This is a genomic window from Streptomyces sp. NPDC048255 (genome assembly GCF_040652415.1).
Classification (GTDB): Bacteria; Actinomycetota; Actinomycetes; order Streptomycetales; family Streptomycetaceae; genus Streptomyces.
Genome location: NZ_JBEZMA010000052.1, coordinates 1 through 19,532, shown reverse-complemented (window position 1 = coordinate 19,532; position 19,532 = coordinate 1). Strand labels below are relative to the sequence as shown.

The following is a 19,532-nucleotide window of genomic DNA, read 5'->3' as shown; positions in this document are numbered from 1 at the left end:
GCACGCAGCGACATCCCTCGCATTTCGACTAGGCGCGCCGGGTCCGCTCCTGCTCGTCGGCGGCCCCGCCGGCTCCCACAAGTCCCTTGGAGACACTGCCGAGTCGGGGCTCGAACCGCTTCATCTCGCGCTGTCCGACCGCGCCGATGATCCCCGGCAGGTACCCCCGTACGCCCTGCATCCCGCGCAGCCACCACTGCGCGTACACGTGCGCCGAGCGCCGCTCGATGCCCGCCACGATGCGGTCGACCGCGGGACCCAGGGGGTACGTGCGGTTCGCGGGCCACGGCAGCCGCTGGCGCAGCTCGCGCATGACCTCGTCCTGGTCGGCGCCGCGCACCATGTCGGTGTCGGTCCAGGAGAGGTAGCCGACGCCGACCTTGACCCCCTTGTGGCCGACCTCGGCGCGCAGGCAGTGGGCGAAGGCCTCGACTCCCGACTTGGAGGCGCAGTACGCGGTCATCATGGGCGCCGGGGTGATCGCGGCGAGCGAGGCGATCTGGAGGAAGTACCCGCGGCTCTCCGTCAGGACGGGCAGGAAGGCCCGTCCCGTCACGGCCCCGCCGATCAGGTTGACCTCGATCACCCGGCGCCAGGCGTCGGGGTCGGAGTCGGCGAACGGCCCGCCGGAGGCCACGCCCGCGTTGGCGACGACGATGTCGACCTTGCCGAAGCGCTCCTTGACCTCCTGCGCGACCCGGGCCATGGCCTCGTGGTCGGTGACGTCGGCGTACCAGTGGTCGCTTTCGGCGTGCAGCCGCTCGGAGACCTCCTTGAGGGCCTCCGGCTCCAGACCCACCAGCGCGACCTTCGCGCCCCGCGCGGAGAGCTTGCGGGCGAGCAGCTCGCCCACGCCGCGGGCGGCTCCGGTGACGACGGCGACCTGGCCTTCCAGACTCCTGTGCGCGCTCACGGCGTCTTCTCCTTCTCTTCGGCCTCTACGGCGGGGAGGTACAGCGCGGTCAGCTCGCGCACCGCACCGGTGACGGCCTCGGGGGCCTCGACGGGCGTCATGTGCCCCGTGCCGGTGAGCTCGGTGAGCCCTACGCAGTTCGGCAGGGCGGCGGCGATCCCCCGGGCGTGCACCACGGGGGTGAGCCGGTCGTCCTTGCCGCCGATGACGGCGGTGGGCACGGTGAGCCGGGCCAGTTCGGCGTCGAGGTCCAGCCCGGCCAGCACCTGGGACCAGGCGTGGCGGACCCCGGTGGGACAGGCGTGCACGATACGGGCACAGGCCTCGACCTTGTCCGGCGCGGAACCGGCGGCCATGGTGGCGTACTTGAGCACCTTCCGCGCGATCGGCGTGACCGGCCCGAGCGGGGCGCGGGAGCCGAGGACCGCGCCGGTGACACGGGTGCGCACCCGCCCGGCGCGGATCGGCAGGACCATGGCCTCCTCGACGAGCCGGGCGCTGCCGGTGCTGCACAGCAGCGCGGCCGCGGTGTGCTCGGCGAACTCCGGCCGCCCGGCGGCGGCCATGATCGTCATCCCGCCCATGGAGTGCCCGGCGACCACGGCCCGCTCCCCGGGGGCGAGGGCGGCTCCGAGGACGGCGACCAGGTCGTCGGCGAGGGCGGTGGTGCTGTGCGTACGGGAGGCGGGGCTGCGCCCGTGGCCGCGCTGGTCGTAGGCGATGACCCGGTGGTCCTTCGCCAGGTCCCGTATCTGCGCGGCCCAGAACGCGGTGGAGCAGGTCCAGCCGTGCGCGAGCACCACGGCCGGCGCCCCCTCCTCGCCGTGCACCTCGGCGTGCAGCCGGGCCCCGTCGGCGGAGACGGCGACGAGCTCCCGCCGCGCGGCGGGCGGGGCGTACCGCCCGGAGACGACGTGCGCCGGCCGGCTCACGCGGCGCCCTCCGCCTGGGCGGCGGGCCGCGCATCTTCAGTCCCGCCGGAGGCCGATCCAGCCCCGCCGGAGGCAAACCCAGCCTCGTCGGCGTTTGAAGCGCCGCCGGAGCCAAACCCAGCCCCGCCGGCGTTTGAGGCGCGGGGGTCCGGGGGCAGAGCCCCCGGCACCGGCGCCGCGCCGGCAGCCCCCACCGCAGCCGGAACCCGCTCTCGCACCCGGACCACCTCGTACTCCGCCAGATCGACGCTCCGCGTCTCCCGGCGGAACTCGCCCGTCGTCCCCGGCCACACCGTCGTGTTGCGCCCCTGCGCATCCAGGTACCAGCTGGTGCAGCCGCCGGTGTTCCACACCGTCCGCTCCATCCGGGCCTGCACCTGCCGGTTCCATTGGTTGACGGCAGACGGACGGGCCGCGAGCGCGACCTTCCCACCCAGCATGCCGAGCTGCCGCAGGTAATCCGCCATGTAGTTGAGCTGCGACTCGATCATCAGGATCATCGAGCTGTTCCCGAGCCCGGTGTTCGGCCCGATGATCGTCATCCAGTTGGGGAAGCCCGCCGCGGTGGCCCCGCGCAGCGACTTCATCCCGTCCTTCCACTCGGCCGCGAGGGTCTTGCCCTCCGCGCCCACCACCCGGTCGGCGATCGGCATGTCCGTGACGTGGAAGCCGGTGCCGAAGATGATCGCGTCGGCCTCGGTCTCGGTCCCGTCGGCGGCGACCAGGACCGAGCCCCGGATCTCCTTGAGCCCGGAGGCGACCAGGTCCACGTCGGGCCGGGCCAGCGCCGGGTAGTACTCGCTGGAGAGCAGGATCCGCTTGCAGCCGATCCGGTAGGACGGCGTCAGCTTCGCCCGCAGCGCCGGGTCCTTGATCGAGCGCGCCATATTGGCCTTGGCCAGCGATTCGATCAGCCCGAGCTGGTTCGGCCGCTTGGTGAAGGCGCTGACCTGGAGCTCCCGGATCCCCCACAGCAGCCCGCGCCGCGCCGCGCGGGTGAAGGGCAGCTGGCGGTGGAGCCAGCGCTCCACGGCGGAGATGGCCCGGTCGGTGCGCGGCATCACCCACGGCGGGGTCCGCTGGAAGAGCGTGAGGTGCTCCACCTGGGGTGCGATGGCGGGCACGATCTGGATGGCGGAGGCGCCGGTGCCGATCATGGCGACGCGCTTGCCGGTCAGGTCGTAGTCGTGGTCCCAGCGCGCCGAGTGGAAGACCTTGCCGGGGAACTCGGCGAGTCCGGGGATCTCGGGCATCTTCGGGTCGGACAGCGGCCCGGTCGCCGAGACCACCACGTCGGCGGTCAGCTCACCGGAGGAGGTCTCGATCTCCCACCGCAGCTCCTCGGCGTCCCAGCGCATCATCCGCACGTCCGAGTCCAGCCGGATGTGCGGACGCAGCCCGAAGGTGTCGGCGACGCGCTCCAGGTACGCCCGGATGTGCGACTGCCCCGAGAAGGTCCGGGGCCAGTCGGGGTTGGGCGCGAAGGAGAAGGAGTACAGGTGCGAGGGGACGTCGCAGGCGCACCCGGGGTAGCTGTTGTCGCGCCAGGTCCCGCCGACCGAGCCGGCCCGCTCCAGGACGACGAAGTCGGTGATCCCCTCCCGCCGCAGCCGCACGGCGGCTCCCAGGCCGCCGAATCCCGACCCGATCACTGCCACTCGTACGTGCTCGCGCCGCTCGCGCTCGCCCTTGCCGCCCATGCCCGCCGCCTTCCGATTCCGCTTCGTCCGCAGTCCCAGCCACGCCACGCCACGCCACACACCGCCAAAACACTGCCAGCAATCACTGGCACAATCGGGAGAGTAGAGCAGCCGTGTACCCATGGGTAGGGGTCGCGCCCGGAAAGTTACCGCGGGTACCGCCTAGGCTGCGCCCGTGGCGAAGGAAGAGACGGAAGCGAAGACAGTGCGTGAGTACCGTACGGAGGAACTGGCCGAGGCGGCCGGCATCCCGGTGCGCACCCTGCGCTTCTACCGCGAGCGCAAACTGCTCCCGCCGCCCCGCCGCGAGGGCCGCATCGCCTGGTACGACGACCACCACCTGGCCCGGCTGCGCACCATCGCCGCCCTGCTGGAGCGCGGCCACACCCTGGGCGGCATCGCCGAGCTGACGGCCGCCTTCGAGAACGGCCGCGACGTCGGACAGCTCGGCGAGCTGCTCGGCATCGGCTGGTCGGAGGAGACCCCCGTGCGCCTCACCCCGGAGGCACTGGCCGACTACTTCGAGGGCGAGGTCACCCCGGAGAACCTGGCGGCCTCCCTCGACCTCGGCTACCTGGCCACCGACGGCGACGAGATCGTGCACGTCAGCAGGCGCCTGCTGGACGTCTCCTCGGCCCTGGTCCGCGAGGGCGTCCCGCTCTCGGCCGTACTGGAGACGGGCCGCCGCGTCCGCGAGCACGCGGACGCGATGGCGGCCCTGTTCACCGAGCTGATCTCGGCCCATCTCCCGGAGGACGCCCTCCCGCGCCTGCGCCCGCTCGCCAAGAGCGTGGTCGAGGCCGAGCTGACGATGGCGATGGACCGCCTGCTGGCATCCGGCTCAGGTCACGCACCGAGTTCGTAGACGACGGTCACCGGCGCGTGGTCGGACCAGCGCTCCGGGTGCGTCTCGGCCCGCTCGACGAAGGCCTTCACGGCCTTCGCCGCCAGCCCCGGGGTGGCGACCTGGAGGTCGATCCGCCAGCCGGCGTCGTTGTCGAAGGCCCGGCCCCGGTAGGACCACCAGGAGTACGGCCCTTCCGTGTCGGGGTGCAGCGTCCGCACGACGTCCACGTACCCGGCGCCCGCCACGTCGTAGACCTGGCCCAGCCACTCCCGCTCCTCGGGGAGGAAGCCGGCGTTCTTGCGGTTGGTCTTCCAGTTCTTGAGGTCGGCTTCCTCGTGGCAGATGTTCCAGTCGCCGCAGACCACGACCTCCCGGCCGTCCGCGGCGGCCCGCACGCGCAGCTCCCGCAGGTAGGGCAGGAACTCCGCCATGAACCGGTACTTCTCGTCCTGCTTCTCGGTCCCGGCCTCCCCGGAGGGCAGGTAGAGGCTGGCGACGGTCACACCGGGCAGATCCGCCTCGATGTACCGCCCGGCGGCGTCGAACTCGTCGCTGCCGAAGCCGACCCGCACCGCCTCCGGCGCCCTGCGCGTGTACAGCGCGACCCCGGCCCGGCCCTTCGCGGCGGCCGGCGCGAACACGGTGTGCCAGCCCTCGGGCTGCCTGACCTCCTCCGGAATCTGCACTTCCTCGGCCCGTACCTCCTGGAGGCAGACCACGTCGGCGTCAGATCCGTCGAGCCACGCTCCGAAGCCCTTCTTGGCGGCGGCGCGGATCCCATTCACATTCACGGAGGTCACAGTGAGCATCCGAGCACCATAGCCGGAGGGTTCCGTACGATGTTCGGATGTCTCACGCGATCCAGCTCCTCCCCGTGCCGTACGACCACCCGGACGCGGTGAAACTCAACGACCAGGTCCAGCTCGAGTACGAGGCGCGGTACGGGGGTGAGGGCGATCTCACCTTCCTCGACCCGTCGATGTTCTCCCCGCCGAGGGGCCTGTACCTGATCGCGTACGACGCCACGGGCGCGCCGGTCGCCACCGGCGGCTGGCGCAGCCAGGACGAGAACGAAGAGGGCTACGCGGACGGCGACGCCGAGCTGAAGCGCATGTACGTCATACCCGAGGCGCGCGGCCTCGGCCTGGCCCGCCGGATCCTGGCGGAGCTGGAGCAGGACGCCCGCGCGGCGGGCCGGCTGCGCATGGTCCTGGAGACGGGCGACCAGCAGCCCGAGGCGATCGCCCTCTACTCCTCCACGGGTTACACGCCGGCCCCGAAGTTCGGCTACTACCGCTTCCACGACTCCAGCCGCTGCATGGCGAAGCCCCTGGCCAAACCCAGCCCCGCCGGCGCTTGAGGCGCGGCAAAATTCCAGCCCCGCCGGCGTTTGAGGCGCGGGGCCCGGGGCGGAGCCCCGAATCATTGACCCCAGCCAGACACACGGCACAGCCAAACCCAGCCCCGCCGGCGCTTGAGGCGCGGGGCCCGGGGCGGAGCCCCAGCGACGGCCCCGCCGGGCCTACCGCGGCGCGAGCCAAACGGCCCGGTCCGCGCCCCAGCGAGACGGCCCCACCGCCCAATCCCCGAAGGGACTGGCCGCGTGGCGCAGCGGCCCATACCCGGAGTCCGTCTCACGAAGCCACGGCTCCGCCGAATACCCCGCAGCACCCGGCGCAGCCGAAGACGCCGAGTACCCCGCCGCGACCGGAGCGCCCGTCGCCGGAACCTCTCGTACCAGCCACGACGCCGTCCCCGCGAGGGAGCACCGCAGCGCGTACCCGCCCCCGTCCGCCAGGGCCCGCAGCACACCGGCGGCCACCAGGTACCCGGTGCCGTGGTCCAGCGCCTGCGCCGGGAGCACCCCCGGGACGCCGTCCGCGCCCGCACAGCGCGCGGAGATCCCGTAGCCCGCCTGCACCAGCGAGTCGAAGCCCCGCCGCCGCGCCCAGGGCCCCTGCCAGCCCCACGCGCACAGCTGCGCCACCACCAGCCCGGGCCTGCGCCGCAGCAGGTCCTGCGCCCCGAGCCCGTACCGCTCCAGCGCGCCCGGCCGGTACCCCGTGACCACCACGTCGGCCTCCGCCAGCAGCCCCTCGAACACCGCCCGGTCCTGCGCGGCTCCCAGGTCCAGCAGCGCCGACCGCTTCCCGAAGCCGGTGTCCGCGTACGCGTCGTCCGCCTCCGCCAGCCCGGGCGCGTCGATGCGCAGCACGTCCGCCCCGAGCAGCCCGAGGGTCCGCGTGGCCACGGGTCCGGCGATGACCCGCGTCAGGTCCAGTACGCGCACCCCGGCCGCGGGCCGCCCCTGCGGAGCCGGCCCGAGCACCCGGTCCCGACCGCCGGGGTCCCGTACGGACTCCACCAGCGGCTGCGGCTCCCCGTACTCCCCGGCCACCGCGACGGCCAGCCCGCCCTCGCCGTACGCCCGTTCCTGCACCTCGACGGCCGACCACCGGGCCACCGCCTCCCGCAGCCCCTCCGGGGTCGCCGAGCCCAGCCCCAGCGCCCGCACGAGCGCCGCCTCGTGATGCGGATAGTTGGCGTGCGTCCGCACCCATCCGTCCGCGGTCCGCCAGAACCCGGACAGCGGCGCGAAGTTCACCGGTGCACGCCCTTGGACGCGCAGGTGACGCTCGCTCACGAAGGCAGTGGCCACCGCCCCTTCGTCCACCGCGACACGGCCGGCGCCGTCCACTCCTCTCCCGGCCCGCACCGCGCCCAGCTCCGCCGCGGCCAGGGCGCACACGCCCACCGTCGCCCGCGCCAATTCCCGTACGGGCAGGGGCCCTTCATTGAGCCCACCGGCCCCGCCGTAACTCACCCGCCCGGCCGCCCCGGCCGTCCCGCCGAGCGCTGCCCACGCCTGCACCGTCGCCTGATCGCCCGCACCGCTGATCACCATGGGCCCATTCTCGACCCTCCGGTCCACTCGACTAAGGTACGGACGCAAATGTGTTCGTATTCGCGTTCGCGCACAGGGGGATCCACCACATGGCCGACGACAAACTGCCCGAACCGGCCCAGCTGCCGTTGACCCCGGATGAGCTCAAGCGGCACAACTCCGAGTGGATGGGCGGCGTCACCAAGGCCCCGCCCGCCGACAGCTACCGGGACCCGCTGACCCCGCTCCTGCCGCAGCCGGGTCCGCCCCTCCTCCAGCAGCCCTCGTCGCCCTTCCTCCAGAAGCCCCCCTCGCCCGGCTCGCCCTTCGCACCCGCACCCGGCGGCCCGACCCAGGACCGGCTCAAGATCGAGCCGTCCGTCCTCAACACGGCGGCGGGCAAGGCGGACGAGATCCACACCGCCTTCACCAAGCCGGCGGCCGCACTGGAGGAGCCCGCCCAGGCGGCGGTCGCCGCGATGGTGGGCTGGGAGTCGGCCAAGAGCATCCGTACGGCGCACACGCAGTGGGAGAAGCAGGCGGGAACCGTCGCTGGCTGGCTGGCGCACATCGCCGAGAGCCTGCGCGCCGGAGCCCGGGACTACAACAAGACCAATGCCGAGATCGAGCAGTCGTTCAACGGCGTGAAGCGCCGCTCGCTGCTGGAGGGGCTCTGATGACGACCTTCTACCAGGAGATCCTGGAAACCGACCTCGGGCCGCTGGAGAAGCTCGTCACCCAGTGGCGCACCACGCAAGAGGCCCTCACGAAGCTCCCGAAGCGCGTCCACGACGAGATGCTCACGCCGCTGCGGGACAAGGGCTACTGGGAGGGCGCGGCGGCCCCGTACGCCTGGCGGATGATCGACGACATCGAGCGGCAGATCGAGTCGGCCGCCAAGGTCGCCAAGGCGGCGGTCGGCGTCCTTGAAGACGCCCTCGGCGACTTCAAGACGGTGAAGAAGGACCTCCAGGAGGCCGTCAAACGCATCCAGGCAAAAGGCGTCTTCATCCAGGCGAGCGGCGAGGTGTCCACCACGGTCTTCGACGGCCAGTGCAAGGTGATCGCCAAGGACTCCCCCGAGGCGAAGGCGATCGAAGGGGCCCAGAAGGAGATCAACGCCATCGTCAAGCGCGGCATCATCGCCGACCGGAACCTGGCGTACGCGCTGATGTCGGACGTCGGGCTCGGCCAGTGGTTCAACCCGAACCCCCAGCACAGCAACATCGACTCCACGAACAAGATCTCGCACGACGACTACAACGCCTTCAACCTCGCCATGCAGGGCAAGAACCCGTACCCCGGCACGCAGAAGGAAGGCGCCTACTCGCTGGGCTGGGACTGGGTCAGCGGAGACGGCCCGCGCAAGCGCGAGTACGCCGACGGCGACAAGATGACGGAGCTCATCAAGTCCAGCGTGAGCATGGACCAGCTGCGCGCCGACACCCTCGCCGAGTGGCGGTCCCAGGGGAAGCAGGAGGGCACCGTCAGCTACTCCATCTCCGAGGACGGAAAGGTCGGCGCGCTGAAGAAGCTGTTCCTCACCGACATCCCGGCCATCGTCACCAACGACGAGGACCACCTCGGCGAGGCCTTCATGGGCTCCTACTCCCTCGGCTACAACGTGAAGGGCCAGGACCCGGACGGCTCCCTCGTGGTGGAGTACTCCCTGGAGAACAAGACCAGCAACGAGTCCTTCCTCCACTTCGTCGGCTATTACGACTGGCTGAAGAAGTTCAACCGCGAGGAGGGCGTCTTCTCCACGGTCGAGCAGACGATCACCTGGACCGAGCGCATCCCGGCAGACGGAAAGAAGTAGTTCCCGTGCACCACCGATCCCACCGCATCCGCCGCGCCGCCGCAGCCCTCGCCGTTCTCGTCGGCTCGCTCACCGCCTGCGGCTCGGACACCTTCGAACGCTGCGTCCCGGAGGAGTCGACCACGGCCGGCGCCGCCCAGCTCGCCGGCACCTACGAGGGCTCCCTGAAGGCCGAGGGCGTCCGCCTCACGCTCACCGCCGACCCCGGCGGAAAGGGCGGCGGCACCCTCAGTGCGGAGAACTGGCCCACCGGCGGCTTCCACCGCGCCGAGCTGGGCGAGGCCTTCTCCGGCTCGGGCACCTGGGAGGTCGAGTCCGGCCAGTCCCCGAACGGCCGCTCCCTGCTCCGTCTGCACTTCGAGAAGCCGCAACTGTTCCTGCCGGGCGACACCCTGGACAAGCTCTCCATCGGCATCGACGCCGAGCGGACCTTCGTCTACGACAACTCCGACCCCGACGTCTGCCCGGACTTCCGCCTGAAGCTCCAGCGGAACGGCTGACCCGGATCCGGGCCGCCCCACGAGGGCGGCCCGGCCCTCGGCCGTACCCCCCGGACATGCAGAAGATCCCGCCCGATCTTCCGATCGGACGGGATCCCCATCGGAACCCCTCTGCGCTGCATTTCCGCAGGGCAGAGGGGTTCCGTCTTACAGCGCGGCAGGGTGGCGGGGTGCGTTCGGGACTCCGGGGCGGCGGATGGAGTCCATCTCCTTGCGAAGCACCGGGACGACCTCCGTCCCGAGGATCTCGATCTGCTCCAGGGCGGCCTTCAGCGGCAGGCCCGCGTGGTCCACGTGGAAGAGCTGCCGGTGGTAATCGCCGTAGATCTCGCGGAAGGCCAGCGTCTTCTCGATCGCCTGCTGCGGGCTACCGACCGTCAGCGGAGTCTGCGCGGCGACGTCCTCCAGGGAGGGGCCACCGCCGTAGACCGGCGAGCGGTCGAAGTACGGGCGGAAGCCACGGAACGCGTCCTGGGAGCGCGGCTTCAGGAATGTCTGGCCGCCCAGGCCCACGATGGCCTGTTCCGGGGTTCCGTGGCCGTGGTGGGCGAACCGCTCGCGGTAGAACTCCACCAGCTGCCGGTAGTGGCCCATGGGCGCGAAGATGTTGTTGGCGAAGAATCCGTCGCCGTGGAAGGCGGCCAGTTCCGCGACCTCGGCGGAGCGGACCGAGCCGTGCCAGACGAAGGGCGCTACGCCGTCCAGCGGGCGCGGTGTGGAGGTGAAGTGCCGCAGCGGGGTGCGGAACTTCCCCTCCCAGGTCACGCGCTCCTTCCTCCACAGGGTGTGCAGGAGTTCGTAGTTCTCGACGGCGAGCGGTATGGCCTGGTGCTGGTCCTTGCCGAACCACGGGTAGACGGCTGGCGTGTTGCCCCGGCCCAGCATCAAGTCCATCCGGCCGTCGGCCAGGTGCTGGAGCATCGCGTAGTCCTCCGCGATCTTCACCGGGTCGTTGGTGGTGATCAACGTGGTGGACGTGGAGAGGATCAGCCGCTCCGTGCGCGCCGCGATCCAGGCGAGCAGCGTCGTCGGGGACGAGGGAACGAACGGCGGATTGTGGTGCTCGCCGGTGGCGAAGACATCGAGCCCGACCTCCTCCGCTTTGACCGCCATGGCGGTCATCGCTTTGATCCGCTCGTGCTCGGTCGGCGCCCGCCCGGTGGTCGGATCGGGAGTGACGTCTCCGATCGTGAAGATCCCGAACTGCATTGCGCTCATCTGTCCTCCAGGATGTGTGTGTTCGCGCGGCACCCGAGCGAGGACGCAGGCCCGTACAGGCATGTCGTCGTCATGCGACTGCCGCGGCCAGCGCCGCCGTGCCCGCCGCGCGCATCGCCGCGAGCGGGGCCCGGCTGTGACCCGTCATCAGCTCCACCTGGCGTGCAGCCTGGTGGACCAGCAGGTCGAGACCGCCGAGTACCGATCCGCCGCGGCCTGCCCAGGCCGCCGCGAGTGCTGTGGGCCACGGGTCGTACACCACGTCGAACAAGACCCCGGGGGCGGCGGGCACAACCCCCGCGAAGCCGTCCGCGGCACCCTTGGGGGTGGTGGAGATCACGAGCGGGGCGGACAGGGCACGGTCGGCGTGCTCCCACCGCGCCGTCCGGACGTCCACGCCGAGGCGTTCGCCCCAGCCTCTCAGCTCGGCGGCGCGCCCGGGTACCCGCGCGAAGACGGTGACCGGTCCGGAGCAGACCTCCGCGAGGGCGGCGATCGCGGAGGCCGCAGTGGCCCCCGCGCCGAGCACGGTGGCGGACTCGACCTGGGTCACGCCCCGCTCCCGCAGAGCCGCGACCATGCCGGGGATATCGGTGTTGTCGCCGGTCAACCGTCCGCTGGGGCCCCGGATCACGGTGTTGACGGCCCCTACAGAGGCCGCCCTGCCGGTGAGTTCGTCCAGCAACGGGATGACGGCCCGCTTGAGCGGCATAGTCAGCGACAGACCGGCCCACACGGAGCCGGATCGCCCCCCGAGCCGGGCCACAAAGCCCGGCAGACCCCGCTCGTCCACCTCGAAGCGGCCGTAGGACCAGTGATCCAGGCCGAGCGCGACGTATGCGGCGCTGTGCAGCAGCGGGGAGAGCGAGTGGGCGATGGGTGAGCCGAGAACGGCGGCCCTGCGCCGGCCTTCGTCCGCGAGGTCCAGGTCAGGCATCACAGCTCACCCGGTTCGGTGCTCGCGTCGCGAGGGCGTGCAGCGCAAGCCGGTAGGACCCGATGCCCAGCCCGGCGATGGTGCCACTCGCGACCGGGGAGACCACCGAGACTCGCCGGAAGTCCTCACGGGCCTGCGGATTGGAGATATGGACCTCGATGAGCGGCGCCGTGCACTGCGCGGCCGCGTCACGCACCGCGTACGAGTAGTGGGTCAAGGCCGCAGGGTTGAGGACGACGGGCAGTGTGAAGTCGGCGGCCTCGTGGAGCCAGTGGATCAGTTCGCTCTCGTCGTCGGTCTGGCGTACTTCGACATCGAGTCCGAGTTCCTTGCCGAGGGTCCGGCAGGCCTCGACGAGCCCGGCGTACGAAGTCGTCCCGTAGATCCCGGGCTCGCGGCAGCCGAGGCGGCCGAGGTTGGGGCCGTTGAGGACGAGCACCCGCTGGGAGGCGGGGGCTCTCGGCGGCCGGGTGGCCGCGATCTTCGCGTAGGCGGCCTCCAGGATCTCCGGGGGTGGGTCCGCCAGGACGCCGGGGTGGCCGACACCGTCGAGGACGATGAAGCGAAGCTGGTCGCCGCGGGACTTCTTGTCCAGCCGCATCGTGTCCAGCAGCTGGGGCCAGCGGTCGTCGCGGTAGGTGACCGGCAGGCCCACGGATGTCAGGACGGCACGGTGGCGCTCGACATCGGATGCGGACAGCCGCCCCGCGAACTGAGCGAGTTCGGCCGCGTAGACCATGCCGACGGCGACGGCCTCACCGTGCCGCCACATGTAGCGCTCGTTCTTCTCGATGGCGTGCGCGAGGGTGTGGCCGTAGTTGAGGATCTCCCGCAGCCCGGCCTCCTTGAGGTCGCTGGAGACCACGTCCGCCTTGACCTGGATGGAGCGGCGGATCAGCTCGGCCGTGTGCGGGCCGGCCGGCGTACGCGCCGCCTCCGGGTCCTCCTCGATCAGGTCGAGGATCACCGGGTCGGAGATGAATCCGGCCTTGACGATCTCGGCCAGGCCGCTCACGTAGTCGTCGACCGGCAGCGACTCCAGCGCCGCCAGGTCGCACAGCACCCCGGCCGGCGGGTGGAAGGCGCCCACCAGGTTCTTGCCCTCGGCGGTGTTGATGCCCGTCTTCCCGCCGACCGCCGCGTCGACCATCGCGAGCACGGTGGTCGGCACGGCGAGCCAGCGCACCCCGCGCAGCCAGCTCGCCGCGACGAAACCGGCGAGGTCGGTGGTGGCGCCGCCGCCGACACCGATCACGACATCGGTACGGGTGAAGCCGGCCCGGCCCAGCGTCTGCCAGCAGTCCGCCGCCACCTCGGCGGTCTTCGCCGCCTCCGCCTCCGGCACCCGGACCGCGACCGTCTCGTAGCCGAGTTCCTCGGCCTGGGCGCGTAGCGCCTCGGAGATGGCGGTCAGCGCCTCGGGATGGATCACGGCGACCCTTCGGGCGCCGGGTCCGATCAGCCGGTGCAACTCGGCCGAATCCTCCAGGATCCGCCGCCCGACCACGACTTCGTACGGCTCAGTGCCGGCGCTCGCGCCGATCCGGATCCGCATCGCAGACTGCCCGGTCATGCCTTCTTCAGCTCCAATGCGTCGATAACCGCCCGCGCGACGTCTTCGGGCGTACGGCCGTCCGTCGGGACGACGACCCGGGCGACAACGGCGTACAAGTCACGCCGTTCTTCGTGCAGTTCCTGCCAGAGCCGCTGCGGGTTCTCCGCGAGCAGCGGCCGGCCGGTCCCCTCCCCGACCCGCTTCATGGCCTCGCCGACCCGGACGTCGAGGAAGGCCACGGGCAGCCCGGCCAACAGTGCGCGGGTGCCCGCGTGCAGGACCGCGCCCCCGCCGAGGGCGAGGACACTGCCCGTCTCGGCGACCGCGCGCGCCACCGCCAGATGCTCCAGTTCGCGGAACCTCCGCTCACCGTCGGCAGTGATGATCTCCCTGACCGAACGGCCGGTCCCACACTCCACGTCCTGGTCGGTGTCGCGGAAGGGGACTCCGAGCCGCTCGGCCAGCAGTGCGCCCACCGTGGACTTGCCCACACCCATCGGACCCACCAGGACGATCAGCGGCCCGCCGGTCACCGGATACGCAGGTTGTCGATGTACGACCGGACATTGCGGCGGGTCTCGGTGACCGAGTCGCCGCCGAACTTCTCGATGACGGCGTCCGCGAGGACCAGGGCCACCATGGCTTCGGCGACGATGCCGGCCGCCGGGACGGCGCACACATCGGAGCGCTGGTGGTGCGCCGCGGCGGCCTCGCCGGTGGCCACGTCCACCGTGGCCAACGCGCGCGGCACCGTCGCGATGGGCTTCATCGCGGCCCGCACACGCAGCAGTTCACCGGTGGTGAGGCCGCCCTCGGTCCCTCCCGAGCGGTCCGAGGTACGGCGGATACCGGCGTCGGTCGACACCATCTCGTCGTGGGCCTTCGACCCGGGGACGCGGGCCAGCTCGAAGCCGTCGCCGACCTCGACGCCCTTGATCGCCTGGATGCCCATCAGCGCAGCGGCCAGACGTGCGTCCAGGCGGCGGTCCCAGTGGACGTGCGAGCCGAGTCCGACCGGGACCCCGTACGCGAGGACCTCGACCACGCCGCCCAGAGTGTCACCGTCCCTGTGAGCCTGCTCGATCTCCGCCACCATCGCCTTCGAGGCGTCGGCGTCGAGGCAGCGCACCGGATCCGCATCCAGCTTCTCCACATCCGCGGGGGTCGGGTAGGCGCCGTACGGGGCCTTGGCAGCGGCCAGTTCCACCACGTGCGAGACGATCTCGATCCCGGCGACCTCCTTGATGAAGGAGCGGGAGACCGCGCCCAGGGCGACCCGGGCCGCGGTCTCCCGGGCGCTGGCGCGCTCCAGGATCGGCCGGGCCTCGTCGAAGCCGTACTTCTGCATCCCGGCGAGGTCGGCGTGGCCGGGACGGGGGCGGGTCAGCGGGGCGCCCCGCCCCGACTCCGCGAGTTCCGCGGGGTCCACGGGATCCGCCGACATGACCTTCTGCCACTTCGGCCACTCGCTGTTGCCGATCATGACCGCAACAGGGGACCCCAGGGACAGGCCGTGCCGGACACCGCCCAGGAACGTCACCTGGTCCTGCTCGAACTTCATCCGGGCGCCGCGCCCGTGCCCGAGCCGACGCCGGGCCAAATGTTCCGCGACCAGCGCGGTGTCGACCGGAACGCCTGCCGGAAGCCCCTCCAGGGTGGCCACCAGCGCGGGTCCGTGGGACTCGCCCGCGGTCAGCCAGCGCAACCTGCTCAGCACTCTCTCACTGCTCCTCGTAGAAATTCCGGACTCGTGCCCGCACCGGCGGGAAGAGACGTTCCAGCTCGCCGCGGGCTCAGACCACGGTCTTCTTGTCGAGCACCAGGTCGTGGCCGACCACGAAGGCGGCCTCGTCCGAGCAGAGCCACACCACCGTCTCGGCGACCTCCTCGGCGGTGGCCCCGTCGGCTTCGGTGTTGCCCGGCTCGTGCGCAGGCCCAGGGCTGATCGCGTTGATCCGGATGCCCTTGGCGATGTACTCGTGGGCGGCGGTGCGGGTCAGCGTGCTCAGCGCGGCCTTGGAGGCCGCGTAGGCCCCCATGCCGACCAGCCGGCCGGTGCTCGCCATGTTGCAGGCCGTGTTCACGATCACGCCCCTGCCGCGCGACTCCATCTCGGCGAGCTCGTGCTTCATCGCCATCCACACCCCGGTGAGGTTGGCGGCGAGGGTCTCCGCCCAGACGACCTCGCAGATGTCGGCGACGTTCCGGTTCGGACCGGTGACCGTCGCGTTGTTGAAGGCGATGTCCAGGGCCCCGTACCGCTCCACCGTCGCCGCCACCATGCGGATGGCGTCGGCGGAGCCGCCCCGCGTCATGTCCGCCACGACGGAGTCCACCTCACCACCCGCCTCGCGGATCAGCTTGACCGTGCCCGCCAGCTCCTCGGCATCCGGTCCCGCGATCATCACGGTGGCGCCCTCCCGGGCGAACGCGACGGCCGTCGCCCGGCAGACGCCGTCGCCCGCTCCGGCGACCAGGGCGACCCTTCCAGCGAATCGTGCGGACATCGTTCAAGCCCCTCTTTCTCTAGCTTTCTCGGTGAATCGTGTCGAGCAGTTCGTCGGCCCAGGCGGCGCTGTAGTCGTCCAGCCGCGGGAGGCCGCCCTCGTAGGGCGAGCCCGTCCACGTGAACGTGGCACCGGGGTTGTGCGCGGCGTAGCCGCCGGCGGCGAAGAGGTGCGGGCTGCCCTGGACGTCCGGCCCCTCGGCGGTACGCCAGTGCGCGTAGACCTCGGCCCGTCCGCTGCCCCGGGCCAGTGCCTGCGCCAGCACCTTGGCATCGACGTGCTCGCACTGCTCGGCGATTTCGAGGATCACCGCGTGGACGCTGATGCACTTGCTGTCGGCGTAGAACGCCCGGCGCAGCGCGTCGTCCAGCTCGTCGCTGCCCCGCAGCCCGCCTATCGCGGGGTCCTTGGCGGCCTGAACCGCTTCGAGGGCCGGCAGGGTCGTCACCGGGTAGGTGTGCGCCGGGCCGTCCCACAGCCGCCAGCCGAGCTCGGGCAGACGGGCGGCGATCGCCATGACCTCCGGGTCCACGATGAACTTCGGGGTGGGTTCGCGGTTGAACAGCTCCAGCGGGAAGGCCCGGTGGTCGATGAGCAGCGGCAGGTCCCGGCGGCGCGCCGCGGCGCGCAGGGTGTGCAGGGCGAGACTCGCCCAGGGGCAGCCGATGTCCGACCAGACGGTCACCGTCGGGCTGCCGTTGTGTAGCGCCATGTCCGTTCCTCCTGGGGTGGGACGAGCCCGCCCGGCCGCCGCCGGGCGGACGGGCGGACGTCGGTCAGAGCTCGACGCGGACGTTGTACTCGGTGACCCAGGTGTTGAACTCGATGAGCCGCTCCAGCACCGCGCGGGCACTCCACGGGCCACCGACGCCGTACGAGCCTTCCGGCACGTCGAGCAGCTTGCGGATGTCCGCCTCGGAGACCAGCTGGAAGACCGGGGCGCCCTCGGTGAGGATGCCCTCGACCTGCTCGCGCAGGGCCAGTTCGTACCTGCGGTCCTGGGTGGAGGGGTACGGGTTCTTCTTGCGGTCGAGGACCGAGTCCGGCAGCAGACCCCGCATGGAGGCGCGCAGCAGGCTCTTCTCGCGGCCGTCGAAGGTCTTCATCGCCCAGGGGGTGTTGTAGACGTACTCGACGAGGCGGTGGTCGGTGAAGGGGACGCGCACCTCCAGGCTGACCGCCATGCTGATCCGGTCCTTGCGGTCCAGCAGGAAGTTCTCCCAGCGGGTGAGGTTGAGGTACGTGACCTCGCGCATCCGTGCCTCGAGGCCGGTCTCGCCCTCCAGCCGGGGGACCTCGTCCAGGGCCTCGGTGTAGCGCTCCTTGACGTACTCGGTGAGGCCGAGCTTGTCCCACAGGCCGACCGTGCGCAGCGCGCCGATGCCGCCGGCCTGCTCGAAGGGGTGGTGCCAGGGGAAGCTGTTCGACTCGACGGCTTCCTTGTCGTGGAACCAGGTGTAGCCGCCGAAGAGCTCGTCGGCCGCCTCGCCGGAGAGCGCGACGGTCATCTGCTCCTTCAGCGCCCGGCACAGGATGAGCAGGGAGTACTCCATGTCGCCGGTGGAGACCGGCAGGTCCTGGGCCCGCAGGACGGTGCTGCGCACCTCGGGGTCGAGGATGTCCTCGTTGGCGAGCTCGACGATGATGTGCTCCGCGCCGACCAGCTCCGCGACCTCGACCGCGAACGGGGTGTCGGGGTCGGCCCACTGGACGTTGGCCTCGAAGCGCTCGTCGTGGCCGGTGAAGTCCACGGAGAAGGCGCGGATGGGCTCCGTCACGCCCTGCTTGGTGAGGGCCTTGGCGGCGAGCGCGGTGACCGCGCTGGAGTCCAGACCGCCGGAGAGCAGGGTGCCGACGGTGACATCGGCGACGAGCTGGCGCTCCACGATGTCCTCGAGGAGATCGCGGACGTTGGCGATCGTCGCGCCGAGGTCGTCGGTGTGCGGCTTCGCCTCGAGCTGCCAGTACTTCGTCTCGGTCCGGCCCTCTCGGGTGAAGCGGACGATCGTGGCGGGACGGACCTCGTGCATGCCCTTGTAGACGGCGTGCCCGGGGGTCTTGACGATGCTGAAGATCTCCTTCAGGCCGTCGGCGTCGACGACGGCCTCGGCGTCGTCGTGCGCGAGGATCGCCTTCGGCTCGGAGCCGAAGAGCACGCCGTCGGCAGTCGGGTAGTAGTAGAGCGGCTTCACGCCCATCCGGTCGCGGATGAGGAGCAGTTCCTCGGTACGCGGGTCCCAGATCGCGAAGGCGTAGATGCCGTTGAGGCGGTCCGCGAAGCCGGCGCCCCACTCCAGGTAGGAGCGCAGGACTACCTCGGTGTCGCTGGAGGTGCGGAACTCGTGGCCGAGTCCGCGCAGCTCCTCGCGCAGCTCCTGGAAGTTGTAGACCTCGCCGGTGTACGTGATGACGGGCTGCGTTTTGTCGTTCTCGACGGCGGCCATCGGCTGCCGGCCGCCCTCGAGGTCGATGATCGCCAGTCGGCGGTGTCCGAGGATCGCTCGGGGCGAGGTCCACAGCCCACCCGCGTCCGGGCCGCGGCACTCCATGGTGCCCGTCATGGCCGAAGCGATTTCGGTGTGCGCCGTCAGATCGCGCTGAAAGCTAACCCATCCGGCAAGGCCGCACATAAGTGATCGGTTCCTCTCGATAAGCGGTGACCAGGTGACCAGGTGTCCTTGGCCGACTCCCCGGAGTGTTGGGCCCGCCCGAATCCCCGGTCCACGGGCGCCGGTTCACTTCGTCAGGTGACCGCGACTTCTTGATGTCGCGGGGCCGGGAACCTCGGCCGCGGACCTGACACAGTGCGCCCCTCGTTCGTTGCCGCGGCCCGTGCGCGGACGCACATTCCATGGGGTGACATCGACAACTCTCGACACCGATCCCCGGGCCGCGAGGCCTCCCGTACGCGCGCCCGGCCGCCTGCCTCCCCTGCTGGTGACCGCCGGGTACGAGTTCGCGCTCACCACCGGCATGCTGTTCACCGTGGTCACGGCCGTCCGCTGGATGGCGGGACCCGGCTCCCCCCTGTCGGACCTGCTGCCGACCCTGCGCGGCCAGCTGGTGGCGATGGGGCTGCTGGTCGGCGCGATCGTCACCGCCGTGCTGGGGCCCTCCATGCGGCGGGAGACCGCCGGTCATCTCAATCCCGCGGTCAGCATCGGGCTGTGGCTGCTGCGCGTCTTCCCCGGAAAGGCGGTGGTTCCCTTCGTGGTCGCCCAGCTGGCCGGTTCCCTGTGCGGGGTCGCACTGGCCAGGCTGGTGTGGGGCGACGCGGCCGCCGCGGTCGGTGACGCCGCGCTGGCCCCCGCTCCCGGCTGGAGCGCCGGCGCCGTGTTCGCGGGCGAGGCGGGGGCCATGGCCGTGATCATGCTGATCGTGGCCTTCTTCGGGACCCGCCCACCGCTGCTGCGGTACCTGCCGCCGGTCATCGGCGTCTGTGTCGCCGCCGTCATCATCTTCCTCGGGCCGCTCTGCGGGGGCGGCGCGAACCCGGCGCGCCAGTTCGGGCCGGCCCTCGTCTCCGGTACGACCGGCGTGCTGTGGGTCTACCTGCTCGCACCCGTCGCCGGATCGCTCCTCGCGGGAGGGGTGGCGGCGCTGGCGCGCCGGCGCTGAGAAATCCCTCGGGGGCGGTCCGGGCCTGCGCCCGGTGGCTGGTCCGGCAGCAGGGCGGCGACTCCCGCGCCCACTACCTGCGGCTGTGCGCGGACTCCCCCT

19 protein-coding genes and 1 pseudogene are annotated in these 19,532 nt (G+C 71.6%); 6 read left to right on the top strand and 14 right to left on the bottom strand.

Annotated elements, in window-relative coordinates; genetic code table 11:
* Positions 1–28 precede the first annotated feature (28 nt).
* The 3 genes from AB0D94_RS29705 to AB0D94_RS29695 are packed head-to-tail and all read right to left on the bottom strand — an operon-like array spanning position 29 to position 3,545.
* The gene (locus tag AB0D94_RS29705) at positions 29–913 is read right to left on the bottom strand and encodes an SDR family oxidoreductase (protein ID WP_362057843.1); all 885 of its coding nucleotides are present in this window, start codon (positions 911–913) and stop codon (positions 29–31) included.
* Positions 910–1,845 (bottom strand): alpha/beta hydrolase, encoded by a 936-nt coding sequence (locus AB0D94_RS29700; protein WP_362057840.1) that lies wholly within the window; start codon positions 1,843–1,845, stop codon positions 910–912. The genes AB0D94_RS29705 and AB0D94_RS29700 overlap by 4 nt, the downstream gene beginning before the upstream one ends.
* Positions 1,842–3,545, bottom strand: coding sequence for an NAD(P)/FAD-dependent oxidoreductase (locus AB0D94_RS29695; protein ID WP_362057837.1), 1,704 nt, complete (start codon positions 3,543–3,545; stop codon positions 1,842–1,844). Before AB0D94_RS29695 ends, AB0D94_RS29700 begins: the two co-directional genes overlap by 4 nt.
* Positions 3,546–3,720: 175 nt before the next feature.
* Here AB0D94_RS29695 and AB0D94_RS29690 point away from each other — a divergent pair, with 175 nt between their 5' ends.
* Complete coding sequence (locus AB0D94_RS29690) at positions 3,721–4,410, top strand: MerR family transcriptional regulator (protein WP_362057834.1); 690 nt, start codon at positions 3,721–3,723, stop codon at positions 4,408–4,410.
* Here the strand turns inward: AB0D94_RS29690 and AB0D94_RS29685 are convergent.
* Positions 4,392–5,201, bottom strand: coding sequence for an exodeoxyribonuclease III (locus AB0D94_RS29685; RefSeq protein ID WP_362057831.1), 810 nt, complete (start codon positions 5,199–5,201; stop codon positions 4,392–4,394). The genes AB0D94_RS29690 and AB0D94_RS29685 overlap by 19 nt on opposite strands.
* 38 nt (positions 5,202–5,239) lie before the next feature.
* Here AB0D94_RS29685 and AB0D94_RS29680 point away from each other — a divergent pair, with 38 nt between their 5' ends.
* A complete protein-coding gene (locus tag AB0D94_RS29680; RefSeq protein ID WP_362057827.1) occupies positions 5,240–5,752 on the top strand; it encodes a GNAT family N-acetyltransferase in 513 nt (170 codons plus the stop codon).
* A 162-nt stretch (positions 5,753–5,914) separates the two neighbouring features.
* On the opposite strand, the gene AB0D94_RS29675 is transcribed toward AB0D94_RS29680, so the two are convergent.
* Entirely contained in the window at positions 5,915–7,297 is a 1,383-nt protein-coding gene (locus AB0D94_RS29675; RefSeq protein ID WP_362057824.1) for a CoA transferase, read from the bottom strand.
* Between the two features lie 89 nt (positions 7,298–7,386).
* On the opposite strand from AB0D94_RS29675, the gene AB0D94_RS29670 reads away from it, so the two are divergent.
* Genes AB0D94_RS29670 through AB0D94_RS29660 form a run of 3 tightly spaced genes read left to right on the top strand, consistent with a single transcriptional unit; the run spans position 7,387 to position 9,595 of the window.
* Positions 7,387–7,953: a hypothetical protein gene (locus AB0D94_RS29670; protein ID WP_362057821.1), complete on the top strand. Its 567-nt coding sequence runs from the start codon at positions 7,387–7,389 to the stop codon at positions 7,951–7,953.
* Positions 7,953–9,095: a hypothetical protein gene (locus tag AB0D94_RS29665; RefSeq protein WP_362057818.1), complete on the top strand. Its 1,143-nt coding sequence runs from the start codon at positions 7,953–7,955 to the stop codon at positions 9,093–9,095. The genes AB0D94_RS29670 and AB0D94_RS29665 overlap by 1 nt, the downstream gene beginning before the upstream one ends.
* 5 nt (positions 9,096–9,100) lie before the next feature.
* Complete coding sequence (locus AB0D94_RS29660; protein WP_362057815.1) at positions 9,101–9,595, top strand: hypothetical protein; 495 nt, start codon at positions 9,101–9,103, stop codon at positions 9,593–9,595.
* A gap of 147 nt (positions 9,596–9,742) precedes the next feature.
* On the opposite strand, the gene AB0D94_RS29655 is transcribed toward AB0D94_RS29660, so the two are convergent.
* The 9 genes and pseudogenes from AB0D94_RS29655 to asnB all read right to left on the bottom strand — a co-directional run bounded on the left by AB0D94_RS29655 (position 9,743) and on the right by asnB (position 18,442).
* The gene (locus AB0D94_RS29655) at positions 9,743–10,804 is read right to left on the bottom strand and encodes a CE1758 family FMN-dependent luciferase-like monooxygenase (RefSeq protein WP_362057927.1); all 1,062 of its coding nucleotides are present in this window, start codon (positions 10,802–10,804) and stop codon (positions 9,743–9,745) included.
* Positions 10,805–10,883: 79 nt separating this feature from the next.
* Complete coding sequence (locus AB0D94_RS29650; RefSeq protein ID WP_362057812.1) at positions 10,884–11,750, bottom strand: shikimate dehydrogenase; 867 nt, start codon at positions 11,748–11,750, stop codon at positions 10,884–10,886.
* Positions 11,743–12,189 carry a type II 3-dehydroquinate dehydratase gene (gene aroQ, locus AB0D94_RS29645; RefSeq protein ID WP_362057924.1) on the bottom strand — a complete coding sequence of 149 codons (447 nt, stop codon included), beginning with the start codon at positions 12,187–12,189 and terminating at the stop codon, positions 11,743–11,745. The genes AB0D94_RS29650 and aroQ overlap by 8 nt, the downstream gene beginning before the upstream one ends.
* Positions 12,190–12,222: 33 nt before the next feature.
* Positions 12,223–13,323 (bottom strand): annotated as a pseudogene (aroB, locus tag AB0D94_RS29640) (3-dehydroquinate synthase); the annotation flags it as partial.
* Positions 13,320–13,838: a shikimate kinase gene (locus AB0D94_RS29635; RefSeq protein ID WP_362057809.1), complete on the bottom strand. Its 519-nt coding sequence runs from the start codon at positions 13,836–13,838 to the stop codon at positions 13,320–13,322. The pseudogene aroB and the gene AB0D94_RS29635, both read right to left, overlap by 4 nt.
* A complete protein-coding gene (aroC, locus tag AB0D94_RS29630) occupies positions 13,835–15,019 on the bottom strand; it encodes a chorismate synthase (protein ID WP_362057921.1) in 1,185 nt (394 codons plus the stop codon). Before aroC ends, AB0D94_RS29635 begins: the two co-directional genes overlap by 4 nt.
* Before the next feature lie 79 nt (positions 15,020–15,098).
* Complete coding sequence (locus AB0D94_RS29625; protein ID WP_362057806.1) at positions 15,099–15,812, bottom strand: SDR family oxidoreductase; 714 nt, start codon at positions 15,810–15,812, stop codon at positions 15,099–15,101.
* 19 nt (positions 15,813–15,831) lie between these two features.
* Positions 15,832–16,524, bottom strand: a complete 693-nt coding sequence (locus tag AB0D94_RS29620) for a DsbA family protein (RefSeq protein ID WP_362057803.1) — start codon at positions 16,522–16,524, stop codon at positions 15,832–15,834.
* Between the two features lie 64 nt (positions 16,525–16,588).
* On the bottom strand, positions 16,589–18,442 hold the full coding sequence (gene asnB, locus AB0D94_RS29615; RefSeq protein WP_362057800.1) for an asparagine synthase (glutamine-hydrolyzing): 1,854 nt from the start codon (positions 18,440–18,442) through the stop codon (positions 16,589–16,591).
* A gap of 226 nt (positions 18,443–18,668) precedes the next feature.
* Here asnB and AB0D94_RS29610 point away from each other — a divergent pair, with 226 nt between their 5' ends.
* Complete coding sequence (locus AB0D94_RS29610; protein ID WP_362057798.1) at positions 18,669–19,430, top strand: aquaporin; 762 nt, start codon at positions 18,669–18,671, stop codon at positions 19,428–19,430.
* Positions 19,431–19,532: the final 102 nt, after the last annotated feature.